We start from the raw sequence: 13,337 nt of genomic DNA, 5'->3' as shown, positions 1-13,337 counted from the left end.
AGCGCTCCTTACTCGTCCAGCCTTGGCAACCGCTCGCGCCACTGGGTCAGCTCGCTGCGCAGCAGTTCGAGATCCCGGTTCAGCACGAAGAAGCTGTCCTCCACCTGCTGCAACCAGCGTGAGTCGATAAAGAGGTGTTGTTGGTGACGCTCGAACAGGCTGCGCTGCTGCTTGAGCATCTGCATCACCTTGCCGACCTGAACCAGCTGCTCGTCGAGCGACTGCAACCAGGGCGCCAGCACCACCTCGGGGATGGCGTTGCGCTCCATCAGCACCAACGGGATCTGCTGGCGCTGGATATCGAGCACCTGCAGCCGCAGCTCATCGTCCAGCACCAGCTCGTAATGCCCCTCTTTCGGGTTGCCGAACTCATAACCCACCAGCGCCTCACCGGTGGGATGCCAATGGGAGAGCAAGGTGCGATCGAACACCAGGGTGCGGGTGAGACGCTCGGGATCGCCGCCATCCAGCGGCGCCGGGGTGAGCAGATGGAAGTGCACCTGCTTGCCAAAGGGTCTGGCATTGGCAAGCGGGATCTCGATACCCCGGGCCCGCCGGCCAAACCACTGCTTGCGTTGCCGGGCCTTTGTGCACAGGCGCTGGGCCACGCTCTGTTTGAGCTGTTTGAACTGATCCCGAAGGGCGAGTAGCTGACGGGTCATCGCCAGTTGCTGATAGCCGTAGAGACGGGAGAATTCGGTCATCATCTCCAGCAGGGCGGTGCGGGACTCCTCGTCATGCCAGAGACAATCCTTGAACAGCAGCAGATCTACCGGTGCGACCTCATCGCGGCCATTGAAGAAGGCGCTCGCCTTGATAAGCCGTACTGCCTTCTTCCAGCGACGATCCGACACATAGCAGCGATGGGCCAGCTGGCTGTCGAGCTGCTGGCGCAGCTGATAGATGAGCTCGAAACAGGCATCCGGCAGGCGCACCTGTTCAATCTGGCTCTGCCACTGCTCGTACTCATCCCCCCGGATCTGCAGGGATTCCGGCAGGTTCTGGTGAGCGTGGCCATCGCTGGCCAGCATGGATTGAAAGTTGGCTTTCTCCTGCACCCGGTCCATCCAGATCCGCACCAGCATCCGGTCGTAGAGCGCTTCCAGCCCGCTGTCCGGCGCCGGCAGCTCGTTGGAGGCAGTCACCAGCAAGCGCATCGGGATGGGGTGCTGGCTGTCGCCATTGCGAAACTGCCGCTCGTTGATAGCGGTGAGCAGGGTGTTGAGGATGGCTGGACCTGCCTTCCAGATCTCGTCGAGAAACACCACCTCAGCCTCCGGCAGATAACCAGTGGTGAGGCGCAGGTATTTGCCATCCTCTTTCAGCGCCTGAATGGAGAGGGGGCCAAACACCTCCTCCGGCGTACTGAAACGGGTCATCAGGTATTCAAAGTGGCGGGCGTCGTGAAAGGCCAGCTTGAGGCGGCGGGCAATCAGGCTCTTGGCAATACCGGGTGGCCCCAGCAAGAAGACACTCTCGCCACTGAGGGCTGCCAGCAGACCGAGGCGCAGGGCATCCTGCCGTTCGTAGAGCCCCTCACCGAGGGCGGCCAGCAGCCGGGGCAGCCGCTCCTGGATGGGAATAAGACGCGCAGGATTCTGGGCTTGAGCTAAAGACGACATAGAGAGTGTTCCGAAGCTGGGATGATGTTAGCCCCAAGGCGCGATATCCATTTGCTCGACCTTGGGTTTTGTCTTGTTATGATGTTTATTCTGGTATCTCTTGCCGCACAATACCCGCCTCTGGCAGGAAAAAACGCAAGGGCAGTGCGATACCGTATCGGCAGCGTGCTGCGCCCATGCATAGCCAGTGTCGTGATGAGCACCATGCCCGCATGCGCCAGATGATGCGTTGCAAAGGGTGCAGCAAAAGCGGTTCGAGTGTACCCTGCGCAACACAATTTTCCCCAATGCAGATCAAGAGTGAGTCGCCTCAAATGCAAGATCCCGTTCGTCAGAGCATGTTGGCCCGCATGGGCATTCAAAGCTGGCAACTGCGTCGTCCGGCATTGCTGGGCGCAGCACCCGCTCCCGAGCTTGAGCAAAACGCCACACAGCCGGGCCAGACGGCACCGGCCACCCGCGCTCCGCTACCCAGCGGCAAACTCTGGTTGCTGGCGCCTCAGCTGCCTGCCACCACGCTGCTGGCGGATATCTGCCAGTTGCTCGGCATGACCCCCGACGAGGTCTCACTGCTCAGCGAGCTGCCGCCTGCCGATCTGCAAGCGGCGGATGCCTCCCCTCTGCTCTGGCTGACGGAGGCCAACCCCGCACGGCCTGATGCGCTGATCTGCCCGCTCGCCCCCAGCGCCGCGCAAAAGCGCGCCCTGTGGCAACAGCTGCGCCAACACCTTGCGGCCAACGCGGCGTGATCCTGCATCATGCCGCCAAGTCCCACTGTGATGCTGCTCTTTTTACCTGATTTTACAAATGCCGCTTCTGCAACCTCTGCTAACCCCAGTGCCCAACATCTTGCCATCCGGAGCCCCCATGCCTGAATTTCGTCCCCTGCTCGAGAGCGATTTCGACCTTGTCTACCCCATCGAGCAAGCCGCTCACAAGGAGCCGTGGAGTGAGGCCAACCTGCTCTCCTGCTTCGGCCCTCGCTATCTCAACGGCTTGATGCTGGTCGATGGTCGCCCGGCGGGCTTCTATATCTCGGATCTGGTGGCCGGTGACAGCTCGCTGATGAATATCTGCGTGCATCCGGCGTTTCAAGGCAAGGGGTTGGGACGGGCGCTGTTGCAGGCCTATCTGGCGCGCAGCAAGCAAGCCGGGGCAGAGGCCTGGTTTCTCGAGGTGCGGGCCGGTAACCAGACCGCCATCAACCTCTACGAGAGCGCCGGTTTTGCCGAGTATTGCCGCCGCGCCGACTACTACGGCACCGGCAATGACCGGGAAGATGCGGTGTTGATGTCGCGACTGTTCGATTTCGGCTGATCCAGCCTGTTCGTCGCGCCCAAGCCTTTTGTCCCCCCTCAATCGAGGGGGGCGTTGTCCAGCGCGGGATCCTGCAAGGCCAGGGTGGTATGCACCACCGCCTCGAATCCGGCACCGGAGAGCGGCATATAGAAGCCACGCAGCCAGGTTTTCCCCGGCATCCAGATCTGGTCGATATCCACCACTATCTTGATGGGTCTGAGGGGCTGGCCCGGCTGTTGAATATAGATGCCTGGCGGCGTGGCGACTTTGGGAAAGCGGCGCAGGATCTGCTCGCTGCCATCCCCCTTGCCCGGGTTGAGCCGCACCTTCACCAGCCGGGCAAGCGGGCCAGCCATCTCCTTGCTCTGCCAGAATTTCTTCTCCAGATCGCCGCAGCGGCGGCACTTGGGGGTCTCCAGCACATAGAGCAGCGGATAGCCCAACGCCAGCGCCTGTTGCTGCGCCTGCTGATACCCCTCGGCCCCCTGATACCAGGGATTGGCGGGCCCCTGTGATGAGGTTCCGGCAAAGAACCAAAACGCAACGCCCCCCACCACCATCAGCCCAACCGCGGCCAACGCCCCTTTCACCCACAGATTCATATCATTAACCCTCTCTCTGCCTCCTAGCAGTATCGGCCAGTCTGCGCAAAGGGAGAGCTATTTGCGCTCTTTGTGATCCAAGACAAACGGCGAACACTTGTAAGCCGTAATGTTGGAGTTTAAACTCTAGCCCGATTTTTAGTGCCCTCGCGGGCGTACAACTGTAATTAAAGGATGTTTAACTGATGCCGAAGCTTCATCTGGTTCGACTGATGCGTGAACGTATTGCCCAGCTTGGCAACAAGGCTGCCCTGCGGGTTCAGCAAGATGGCCAGTGGCGCGCCATCGGCTGGCGTACTCTGGGCCAGGCCATGGACTACTGCGCACAGGCGCTGATCCGGGCCGGCCACCAGCCAACCGAAATGGTCGGCATCTATGCCCGCAACATGCCGGAGTGGACCCAGGCCGATCTCGGCATCCTTGCCGCCCGCGGTGTCAGCGTCCCTATCTACCCCACCAGTACGCTCGATCAGCTGCGCTACATCGTCAAAGATGCCGGCATCAAGGTACTGTTCGTTGGCGAACAACCTCAGTTCGATCAGGCGCTGAACCTGCTGCAAAACGGCGAAATCCGCCAGATCGTCGCTCTCGATGGCAACGTCAATCTGCGCGGCTGCGAGCATGCGAGCCACTTCCAGACATTTCTGGTCTCCGGCAACCATCAGCCCAGTGAACAGGAACTGCGAGTACGGGAAACCCAGTACCGGATGGATGATCTGCTGACCCTGATCTACACCTCCGGCACCACAGGCGAGCCCAAGGGGGTCATGCTCGACTTCAGCAACATCGCCGCCTGTTTCGAGATGCACAACAGCCGCCTCGACCTCAATCAGCAGGATGTGTCGCTCTGCATGCTGCCGCTCAGCCACGTGTTCGAGCGGGCCTGGAGCTACTACGTGCTCTATTGCGGCGCCGAGAACGTCTATATCCGCGATCCGCAGAAGGTGATGGATGTGATTGGCGAGGTGCAGCCGACCGTGATGTGTGCCGTGCCGCGCCTCTACGAGAAGGCCTACGCCATGATCCAGGCCAAAGTCGCTCAGGCTCCGGCTCTGCGCCGCGCCCTGTTTGGCTGGGCGACCAAGGTCGGCAAGCAGATGGTTGCCACCCGTCAGGCGGGCAAGTCCGCTTCCCCGCAGCTCTACGGCCAGCTCTGGCTCGCCGAGCGACTGGTGTTTCGCAAGCTGCGCGCCCGCTTTGGCGGCCGCACCCGCTTCCTGCCGGTGGCGGGCGCCCGTCTGGCCGACGACGTGAACCTCTTCTTCCAGGCGATGGGACTCAACCTCAAGTACGGCTACGGCATGACCGAGACCACCGCCACCGTCTGCTGCTACGAAGACAGCCAGTTTAAGCTCGGCTCCATCGGCACGGCACTGAACGGCATCGAGGTGAAGCTGGGTGAGAACAACGAACTGCTGGTGCGCTCCCCCACCGTGATGCGCGGCTACTACAACAAGCCGGACGCGACTGCCGAAGTGATGACCGAAGATGGCTTCCTGCGTACCGGCGATGCCGGTGAGCTCGACAGCCAGGGCAATATCTACTTCACCGAACGTCTCAAGGAGCTGATGAAGACCTCCAACGGCAAGTACGTGGCCCCGCAACTGGTGGAAGGGACCATCGGCAAGGATCGCTTTATCGAGCAGATCGCCATCGTCGCCGATGCCCGTCACTTCGTCTCGGCGCTGATCGTCCCCTGCTTCGAGTCGCTGGAGGAGTACGCCCGCTCCATCAACCTGCAGTACCAGTGCAAGACCGAGCTGCTGCGCCACTCCCGGGTAATGGAGTTCTTCGAAGCCCGCATCGCCGACTTGCAAAAAGAGCTGGCCAAGTTCGAGCAGGTGAAGAAGTTCACCCTGCTGCCGAGCGCCTTCTCCATGGAGCTGGGTGAGCTGACCCCCACCATGAAGCTGCGCCGCAAGATCATCGAGGCCAAGTACCAGAGCGAAATCGAGGCCATGTACAACCACGTCTGATATCGCTCAGGTTCAGAGAAATCAAAAAGCCGCTCACTCGAGCGGCTTTTTGTTGGCACTTTGGTTGGTACGAACCCGCCTTCAGGCCGTAGTGTTACTGGTCCCGAAGTAGTCGGCCAGGAAGTCATCGAACGACACGCTGTCGCTGCGCTCGCGCTCCCGCTGCTTGGCCAGCGAATCCTTCGCCTCACCGGCAAAGTAGGCCTCATCCCAGTACTGCAGTTCGCCTGCCAGCAGCTCCTCGCGATAGCGGGTCGCCAGTTTGTCGCCGTAGCAGCCATTGTCCTTGCCACTCTCCAGCAGCTCCTTGAGCATGCGGGCGGAATAGGTGAGCTCGGGGTCGAGCAGCTTCTCCCGATGCATTGCCAGCGTCTCGCGATAGCGGTTGCGGCCGCAGCAGCGATCCAGCAGATCGGCCACCTGAGCCAGCTCGTCAAACAGTTTGAGGCCGTACTCTTTGAGGCCAATGGCATTGCCCTGCTCATCTTCCAGCGTCAGGCCGGGACGACGCCCTTCCAGCACCACCTTGTTCTGGTTGCGGCGGTTGCGGGCAATCTCCTCGTCACTCAGCACCGGAGAGGGGCGCAGCAGGCACCAGACCAGGAACAGATCGAAAAAGCGGATCTGGTCGGCATCGATACCGAGCGGGGTGAAAGGGTTGACGTCTACGGTGCGCAGCTCGATGTATTCGATGCCGCGCTGATCCAGCGCATCCGAGGGCTTCTCGCCGCTGCGCGGGGTACGCTTGGGGCGGATTGGGGCGTAGAGCTCATTCTCCAGCTGCAACACGTTGTCGTTGAGCTGACGATACTCCCCATCCACCTTGACCCCGATCTTGGCAAAGTCGGGATTGTGGGTATTGATGGCGCGGCGCAGGCTGCTGACATAGGCTGGCAGATTGTCGTGGCTGATCTTGAGCCCAGCCTGGGCGCTGTTGGTGTAACCGAGATCGGAGAGACGCAGCGCGGTGGCGTAAGGCAGATAGAGGGTGCCCTTGCCGGTCTTCTCGAACGGCAGGTTGCTCTTGCGCCCTTTGAGGAAGGATTCGCAGATGGCCGGTGAGGCGCCAAACAGATAGGGCACCAGCCAGCCGAAGCGGTAGACGTTGCGAATAAGCCCCATGTATTTATCGGAGATAAAGCGCTGGCTGCAGCACCCTTCGCACACCAGATCCTGCCACTCGCTCCAGAAGCTGTCGGGCATGGAGAAGTTGAAGTGCACCCCGGCGATCACCTGCATCAGGCTGCCGTAACGGTTCTTCAAGCCCTGACGGTAGAGGGTCTTCATTTTGCCGATGTTGGAGCTGCCGTACTGGGCCAGCCGGATGCTCTCTTCCCCACCGACGAAGCAGGGCATGGAGAGCGGCCAAATCCGCTCGTCACCCAGATGCTGAATCACATGGTGATGGATATCGCCGAGCTGCTCCATCAGGCTGTCGATGGAGTCGGTAGCCGGGGTAATGAACTCCAGCAGGCTCTCCGAGTAGTCGGTGGTGATATTGGGATGGGTCAGGGCCGAGCCCAGCGCCCGTGGATGGTCACTCTGGGCGAGTCGGCCATCCGGCGTGATGCGCAGGCATTCACGTTCGATCCCGCGCCGGATCCCCTTGAGCGCGGTGAGGCGCTCCGGTGATCCCAACGCATTCAGCAACTCGGTGAGCGACAAGCTTGTTGTAGTCATATTCACGGCTCATGTGAGGCCGCCCCATCCGGGGCGGCTCTTGATTTTTATAAAGCGTCAGTTACGGCAACTGCAGCGGATAGATGGGAAGATGAAGCTCCTTCAGGGGTTTTTCAAGCTTTTGCTTGTCTCCCACCACCACGATCACCATGTCGGCCGGATTGAGCCAACGGGCCGCACTGGCCTTCAGCGCCTCGGGCGACACCGTTTTGATCAGATTGTTCTGGGCCTGCACATAGTCCGGTTTCAGGTCATACATCACCATCTGCAGCAGGAAGCCCGCCTTCTGGCCCAAGGTCTCGTAAGAGAGGGCATCCTGCTGGGAGACCGCGCTGCGCATATAGGCCAGCTCGACCGGGGTCGGGCCGCTCTTGCGGTAGTTGTCCATCTCCTTGAGGAACTGGCGGATGGCATCCACAGTCGCATCGGCCCGCACATTGGCGCCGGTGGCGAAGGTGCCCACCTCGCGGTTGGCGGAGAAACCCGAGCTGGCGCCGTAGGTGTAGCCCTTGTCTTCCCGCAGGTTGAGGTTGATGCGGCTGTTGAAGTTGCCACCCAGATTGAAGTTCATCAGCCCGGCGGTGAAGTAATCCCCCGTGGTATCGAACGGCATGGCGCGACGACCGATGCGGATCACCGACTGGGGCGCCCCCGGTTTGTCGACCAGATAGATGCCCGGCTTGGCCTGCTCACCCTTGAGCTTGAGATCCCCCAGAGTCGGCGTGGCCCCCTTCCACTCGGTCAGGAAGCCAAGTTGCTCCTCGATCTGCTTCTGGCCCACATCACCGACCACCACCACTTTGGCGTTAGTGGGGTTGTAGTAGGCCTGATAGAAGTGCTTCACGTCGGCCAGGGTCAGCTTGGCCACATCGGCCGCCACCCCATCGGTAGGTTGACCGAGGCGGTTTTGCTTGCCGTAGACCAGCTCGCGGAACGCCTGCCCGGCCAGCCACTCGGGCTGCTGCTGGGCCTGTTGCATCCCTTGCAGCAGCTGCGCCTTGACCCGCTCGAAGTCCGCCTCCCGCATGCCCGGGCGCTCCAGCACCTCGCGCACCAGCGCCAGGGTCTGGGGCAACTTGTCCGCCAGCGAGCTGACGGTGATGAGGTTGTTGTACTGGGCGCTGGAGACATCAATGCTTGAGCCCAGCTTTTGCAGCTCGTCGCTGAGCTGAGCCTCGGTCAGGCGCACCGTGCCCTGCCCCATCATGGCGGCAGTCAGATTGGCCAGCCCAAGCTGCCCCTTATCTTCGGCACGAATGCCGCCCGGCAGGGCAATCATGATGGAGACGGCCGGGATTTCGTCACTCTTGGTGCCAATAATCTCGATGTTCTTGTCGAGCTTGCCGTGCCAGATGGCGGGCACCTTGACGCTCACCGCCTCGCTCGCCTTGGGCTGCACGCTGCGATCGAAATTGTCTTTTACCGGTCGTTCGGCCAGCGCCTCGTCATGCTTGCTGTAATCCGGCAGCTCGCGCTTGGCGGGGGTAAAGTTCGGGGTGGCAACCTGCCACTCTGTCTTGCCCTTGGGCACCACGCTCAACACCACCGCCGGCTTGTCGGCGATGAACTTGTCGTAGGCGGCCTTCACCTGCTCCGGTGTCACCTTGCCGATGGCATCGAGAGTCTTGAACACATAGTTGGGATCCTGGGCAAACACCTGACCCATGGCGAGCTGGCTCACCTTGCCGGAGACGCTATCCAGACCCCAGATGGCTGAGGCGCGGTACTTGGCGATCGCCTTCTCCAGATCTTCCGGCTTGAGGCCGCGCTGGGCGAACTCGCCGATCACCTTGTCCACCTCCCCCTTGAGGGTCTTGAGGCTGCCATCCACCGACGGATTGGGATAGGCGTAGACGGTGAGGGTACAGGCCAGCTCTTCACAGTAGTGGGACGCTCCCACATCGATCGCCTTGCCGGTTTTCACCAGCGACTGGTAGAGCATGGAGCTGGCGGAACCTCCCAGCACGTCGGCAAACATGTCGAGTGCCGGCTCCTGCGGATCGCCAAGGGAGACGGTGGGGTAGCTGATATAGAGCAGCGGCAGGTGTACCTTGTCCTGCAGCGTCACGTAGCGGGTCTCGGGCAGAGTCACCGGCTTTGGCGTCGGCTCGGCCACGTCCGGGCCGCGCGGGATGGAGCCGAAGTACTTCTCGATCCACTCGAGGGCCTGCTTGCTGTCAAAGTCGCCGCCCAGAGTCAGGGTGGCGTTGTTGGGGCCATACCAGCGCAGGAAGAACTGCTTGAGGTCGTTCACATCGACCCGGTCGAGATCTTCCACGTAACCGATAGGCTGCCAGGAGTAAGGGTGAGTACGCGGATAGAGCGCCTCCCCCACCTTCTCGCTCACCAGCCCGTACGGCTGGTTGTCGACCCGCTGGGCCCGCTCGTTCTTGACGGTGGCGCGCTGGATCTCGAACTTCTTCTGGCTCACCGCATCGAGCAGGAAGCCCATCCGGTCCGCCTCCAGCCAGAGCACTTTTTCCAGCTGGTTGGCCGGCACTGTCTCGTAGTAGTTGGTGCGGTCCTTGTTGGTGGTGCCGTTCATGTCGCCACCGGCTTCGTTGATGATCCGCATATGCTCCTGATCACCGACGTGTTTCGAGCCCTGGAACATCATGTGCTCAAAGAAGTGGGCGAAACCGGACTTGCCGACCGTCTCGCGGGATGAACCGACGTGATAGGTCACATCAAGGTGTACCAGCGGATCGGAGCGATCGGGGGCCAGGATCACGGTCAGGCCGTTGTCCAGCTTGTACATCTGGTAGGGGATGGCGAGCTTGCCCTCCTCCTTGCCCTGTTCGGCGATCAGGGTCGGTGCCGCCAGCACCGGCAGGGTGAAGCCCAGCAGAATCGTTAAAGGTATGACTTTGTTCACGGTAACCTCGTGAGTGACAAAAACAGGCTAGAAAATATGACTGGCCAGCAGAAAAACCAGGGCATAACGGAACAATTTGCCGAGCCCGATCAAAATGAGAGAGCGCCAGAAGGAGAGGCGCAGCCAACCAGCCAACAGACAGAGACCATCACCGACCACCGGCGTCCAGGCAAGCAGTAGACACCAGTGACCATGTTGTTTGAGCCAGCCTAAGGCTTTTTGTTCCCCACGGCCTTGAAAATCTTCCGGTTTTTTCTTGAAGGTGGCGAGCCAGCCGAGCCACCAGGTGGTCATGGATCCGAGGGTATTGCCCAGCGTCGCCCACAGCAGCAGGCTCGCCATGCTCCACTCCCCTTTGGCCGCCATGGCCCCCAGCAGCACTTCCGAGCTGCCGGGCAGCAGGGTGGCAGAGGTGAATGCGCTTAAAAAGAGCCACCCCAGTCCCATCTCCATCATCTCGCTCATCCGGGATAGCCATCGGCCGCAGGCATCCGCAGCAGCAACTTGCCGCGTACATGGCCCCCTTCGATGGCCTGATGGGCCAGCGCCCCCTCGGCCAGGGGGAATTCACCGGCTAGGGTGACCTTTACCTCCCCCTGACGCAGCAGCATCAACATCTGACCCAGCTGCTTCTGGTCAGGGTGAACCAGCATGCCGACCACTTCGATCCCCGCCGCAGCCCCAGCATCCTTGATCAACTGGGCGGTAATGGTAGGCACAGTCACCAGGCGGCCACCCGGTTTGACACAGGCCAGCGCCGCCTTGCCGCTCTCGCCGCCCACCAGATCCAGCACCAGATCGACCTGGCCGACCTCTGCCACCACCCGTACTGGCCAGTTCGCATCATGGTAATCCACCATCCAGCGCGCCCCCAGAGCATGCAGAAAGCCATGGTTGTCCGGGCTGGCGGTAGCCACCACCTCGGCGCCATAGGCGTTGGCAAACTGCAACGCCAGATGGCCGACACCACCGGCACCGGCGAGGATCAAGACCCGCTGGCCGCTCTGGAGGGCGCCGTGCTCAAACAGCCCCTGCCAAGCGGTGAGACCGGCCAGCGGCAACGCGGCCCCCTGCTGCAGGCTCACCCCGTCGAGCTTGACCAGCTCGTTCTCGCTTGCCACCACAGACTCCCCGTAGCCACCGGCGGTGAGGGGAAAACCGACCATGCCGCACACCCGATCCCCCTCGACCAGTGAGGTCACGCCGGGGCCCACCTTCTCTACCACGCCGGAAATGTCATAACCCGGTGTCCAGGGCAGCTTGTCCTTGTTCTGGGCCGCCGCCCAGCCGAGACCGGCGCGGGTTTTGGCATCGATGGGATTGACCCCCGCAAAGCAGATGCGTACCCGCACTTCGCCATCGGCTGGCACCTTATCGAGGGAAGGGTTGAGCTTGAGTACCGAGGGGTCACCGAATGCGGTAATCTGTAGTTGCGTCATTGCACAATCCATCCTGTTGATTGATCAAGGGTCAACAGAATAACAGCGAGGACACCATGGCTCGAATGTTTCTTATTCCTCTGTTGCTGGCACTGGGGTGGTGGGCGTTTCTGCTCTACTTCCACATCCCGCTCAAACAGGGGGCCAAGGGGTTTTACTGGATCATCGGCATCGGTGGCGGACTGGCCGCCTTCCTCAGCCTGATGATGGTGCTGACTCACTGAGTGCCACAGCCACTCGATAACGAAAAAGGCCACAGCGTTCCGGTGGCCTTCTCACTATCCGGGTTGCTGCTCCAGCGCCGGATTGAGGTAGTAGTGGCGATTGCTCCCCTGCCCCAGCACCCCTTGCGACAGCAGATGGTGGAACACCCGATCCACCTCCTCCAGCGAGAGTGACAGCGCCTGTGCCACCGAGCGCTTGCTGCACTTGAGCTCACCACTCATCAGCGCACCGCGCACCTGCGCCAGCACTTCGGGGGCTGGCTCTGGGGGCATGATGGGCTCGGGCTGGGCTGCCATCGCCAACGCTGCCTGCGCCTCTCTGCGAGCTTGATCCTGCTGCCAGCGCCACATCCGGCGAAAGCGGTTCTCCTCGCCGATCAGACTAACGAAGAAGGCACCGAACACGTCGAGCAGCACCGAGAGGAAGCAGACCAGCAGGAACTGCACCTGACTGATGCTCATCCCCACCCCGTCCGCCAGACTGCTCATCAGCCCCAGCATGGAGGATTGTTCATTGACCGGTTTGGCATCGCGCTGCTGACGCAGCTCATCCTGCTGCAAGCGCAGCTTGGTGTTGGCGTGCTGCAACGAGGAGACACCACTGGAGATCCGCTCCAGCTCGATGTATTTGCGGGCTGCCTCCTCGTTGAGCTGGATCTGCCGCTCGATGCTGGCGATCTGCTCATCGAAACGGGCAAGCTCCCGCTCGTGGCGCGCCTGCTGGCTCAGTACCGTATTGGTGGCGCTGTTGATGCCACCGATACTGCCGCCGATGGAGATAGCCGCCAGCACACTGTAGAACAACAGCGACCAGAAAGCGCCACTCAAATCCCGCCGCGCCTTGCGCTCGCCATACTCGTACCAGACGTAAAACTTGCCCAGCTCGAAGATGATGGCCAAGCCGCCGAACAGCCACTTCATCAGCGGGTTGTCATCGATGGAGAGGAACAGCAGCAGGGAGAAGATAATGGAAGCCAGAATGGCCAACCCGGTGAAACTGTATACCGTCGTCAGAGCAAACCACCCCTTGGGGTAGCGTAGTGTGGAGGAGTCATGTGTGGTCATGATGAAGGGGTGTGCTGTGCAGGAAAAGTTGGCTGCCGATTATAGTCGCCAGACTCGCCCAGAGAAGGGCAAATGACTGAATTCCTTCAGATTGGCAACCAGCTGCCCAGAGTGCGACCAAAACGGACAAATCGGCAGCAGAAAAGCGATACAATCCCTCCCTGACTTGATCATGTGGTGAGATGGGGAACAGTTCCGCCCGGGTTCAGCTCCGGTCTGTACACTCATCCACCGTTGCAATTATCCGAGGCCATCATGAACAGTAAGACCACTTTGCTACTCTCCCTTCTTCTGGTTACCGGCAGCGCCGCAGCGACCCAGCAATATCAAGAGAGCAGTGGCTCCGAATTCTCCGTCGATGAGCTTAAATTCAATCTGGACTGGGATGACAAGCAGTTCGGCTGGACCCAGAACGACTGCCTCGACTTGGGGGTCGGCGAAACCGCACCGGCCGACTGCAGGGCGGTCAAATTCAATCTGGAAGATGAAGAGAACCGCAACCAGCCACCGCAAACCAACCAGCTCCCTGCCAACTCGCAGAGTGGCCAATAACGA

General features: G+C 61.0%; 12 protein-coding genes. 5 read left to right on the top strand and 7 right to left on the bottom strand.

The genetic code is table 11. The features are described from left to right. Positions 1-8 precede the first annotated feature (8 nt). Positions 9-1,622 carry an ATPase RavA domain-containing protein gene (locus I6L34_RS14270; RefSeq protein WP_047436342.1) on the bottom strand — a complete coding sequence of 538 codons (1,614 nt, stop codon included), beginning with the start codon at positions 1,620-1,622 and terminating at the stop codon, positions 9-11. A 314-nt stretch (positions 1,623-1,936) separates the two neighbouring features. Here I6L34_RS14270 and I6L34_RS14265 point away from each other — a divergent pair, with 314 nt between their 5' ends. Together I6L34_RS14265 and rimI are read left to right on the top strand one after the other, a co-directional pair. Beyond that, entirely contained in the window at positions 1,937-2,371 is a 435-nt protein-coding gene (locus I6L34_RS14265; RefSeq protein ID WP_216954874.1) for a DNA polymerase III subunit psi, read from the top strand. Positions 2,372-2,489: 118 nt separating this feature from the next. Next, on the top strand, positions 2,490-2,939 hold the full coding sequence (rimI, locus tag I6L34_RS14260) for a ribosomal protein S18-alanine N-acetyltransferase (RefSeq protein ID WP_005340505.1): 450 nt from the start codon (positions 2,490-2,492) through the stop codon (positions 2,937-2,939). Between the two features lie 38 nt (positions 2,940-2,977). Here the strand turns inward: rimI and I6L34_RS14255 are convergent, their stop codons facing one another. Then, positions 2,978-3,523, bottom strand: coding sequence for a hypothetical protein (locus I6L34_RS14255; RefSeq protein WP_216954873.1), 546 nt, complete (start codon positions 3,521-3,523; stop codon positions 2,978-2,980). 185 nt (positions 3,524-3,708) lie between these two features. On the opposite strand from I6L34_RS14255, the gene I6L34_RS14250 reads away from it, so the two are divergent. After that, on the top strand, positions 3,709-5,499 hold the full coding sequence (locus I6L34_RS14250; RefSeq protein WP_216954872.1) for a long-chain fatty acid--CoA ligase: 1,791 nt from the start codon (positions 3,709-3,711) through the stop codon (positions 5,497-5,499). An 81-nt stretch (positions 5,500-5,580) separates the two neighbouring features. On the opposite strand, the gene gshA is transcribed toward I6L34_RS14250, so the two are convergent. The 4 genes from gshA to I6L34_RS14230 all read right to left on the bottom strand — a co-directional run bounded on the left by gshA (position 5,581) and on the right by I6L34_RS14230 (position 11,493). Further along, positions 5,581-7,179, bottom strand: coding sequence for a glutamate--cysteine ligase (gene gshA / locus I6L34_RS14245; RefSeq protein WP_216954871.1), 1,599 nt, complete (start codon positions 7,177-7,179; stop codon positions 5,581-5,583). A 61-nt stretch (positions 7,180-7,240) separates the two neighbouring features. Next, positions 7,241-10,054, bottom strand: a complete 2,814-nt coding sequence (locus tag I6L34_RS14240) for a pitrilysin family protein (RefSeq protein ID WP_216954870.1) — start codon at positions 10,052-10,054, stop codon at positions 7,241-7,243. Positions 10,055-10,081: 27 nt separating this feature from the next. Continuing rightward, on the bottom strand, positions 10,082-10,519 hold the full coding sequence (locus tag I6L34_RS14235) for a YqaA family protein (RefSeq protein WP_005348990.1): 438 nt from the start codon (positions 10,517-10,519) through the stop codon (positions 10,082-10,084). After that, positions 10,516-11,493, bottom strand: a complete 978-nt coding sequence (locus I6L34_RS14230) for an NADP-dependent oxidoreductase (protein ID WP_216954869.1) — start codon at positions 11,491-11,493, stop codon at positions 10,516-10,518. Before I6L34_RS14230 ends, I6L34_RS14235 begins: the two co-directional genes overlap by 4 nt. 56 nt (positions 11,494-11,549) lie before the next feature. On the opposite strand from I6L34_RS14230, the gene I6L34_RS14225 reads away from it, so the two are divergent. Continuing rightward, a complete protein-coding gene (locus I6L34_RS14225; RefSeq protein WP_162484561.1) occupies positions 11,550-11,717 on the top strand; it encodes a hypothetical protein in 168 nt (55 codons plus the stop codon). A 54-nt stretch (positions 11,718-11,771) separates the two neighbouring features. Here I6L34_RS14225 and I6L34_RS14220 read toward each other — a convergent pair whose 3' ends face one another. Continuing rightward, complete coding sequence (locus tag I6L34_RS14220; RefSeq protein ID WP_216954868.1) at positions 11,772-12,782, bottom strand: Preprotein translocase subunit SecY; 1,011 nt, start codon at positions 12,780-12,782, stop codon at positions 11,772-11,774. 255 nt (positions 12,783-13,037) lie between these two features. Between I6L34_RS14220 and I6L34_RS14215 the strand changes: the two genes are divergently transcribed. Next, complete coding sequence (locus tag I6L34_RS14215) at positions 13,038-13,334, top strand: hypothetical protein (protein ID WP_005348982.1); 297 nt, start codon at positions 13,038-13,040, stop codon at positions 13,332-13,334. Positions 13,335-13,337: the final 3 nt, after the last annotated feature.

The organism is Aeromonas sp. FDAARGOS 1404, assembly GCF_019047085.1.
GTDB classification, from domain to species: Bacteria; Pseudomonadota; Gammaproteobacteria; order Enterobacterales; family Aeromonadaceae; genus Aeromonas; species Aeromonas veronii.
The sequence above is the reverse complement of the archived record's forward strand: the minus strand, read 5'-3'. Positions and strand labels throughout refer to the sequence as shown.

Coding starts and splice junctions, on each gene's coding strand:
- I6L34_RS14270 (WP_047436342.1), bottom strand. CDS start 1,622: ATGTCGTCTTTAGCTCAAGCCCAGAATCCTGCGCGTCTTATTCCCATC.
- gshA (WP_216954871.1), bottom strand. CDS start 7,179: ATGACTACAACAAGCTTGTCGCTCACCGAGTTGCTGAATGCGTTGGGA.
- I6L34_RS14220 (WP_216954868.1), bottom strand. CDS start 12,782: ATGACCACACATGACTCCTCCACACTACGCTACCCCAAGGGGTGGTTT.
- I6L34_RS14235 (WP_005348990.1), bottom strand. CDS start 10,519: ATGAGCGAGATGATGGAGATGGGACTGGGGTGGCTCTTTTTAAGCGCA.
- I6L34_RS14265 (WP_216954874.1), top strand. CDS start 1,937: ATGCAAGATCCCGTTCGTCAGAGCATGTTGGCCCGCATGGGCATTCAA.
- rimI (WP_005340505.1), top strand. CDS start 2,490: ATGCCTGAATTTCGTCCCCTGCTCGAGAGCGATTTCGACCTTGTCTAC.
- I6L34_RS14255 (WP_216954873.1), bottom strand. CDS start 3,523: ATGAATCTGTGGGTGAAAGGGGCGTTGGCCGCGGTTGGGCTGATGGTG.
- I6L34_RS14230 (WP_216954869.1), bottom strand. CDS start 11,493: ATGACGCAACTACAGATTACCGCATTCGGTGACCCCTCGGTACTCAAG.
- I6L34_RS14250 (WP_216954872.1), top strand. CDS start 3,709: ATGCCGAAGCTTCATCTGGTTCGACTGATGCGTGAACGTATTGCCCAG.
- I6L34_RS14215 (WP_005348982.1), top strand. CDS start 13,038: ATGAACAGTAAGACCACTTTGCTACTCTCCCTTCTTCTGGTTACCGGC.
- I6L34_RS14225 (WP_162484561.1), top strand. CDS start 11,550: ATGGCTCGAATGTTTCTTATTCCTCTGTTGCTGGCACTGGGGTGGTGG.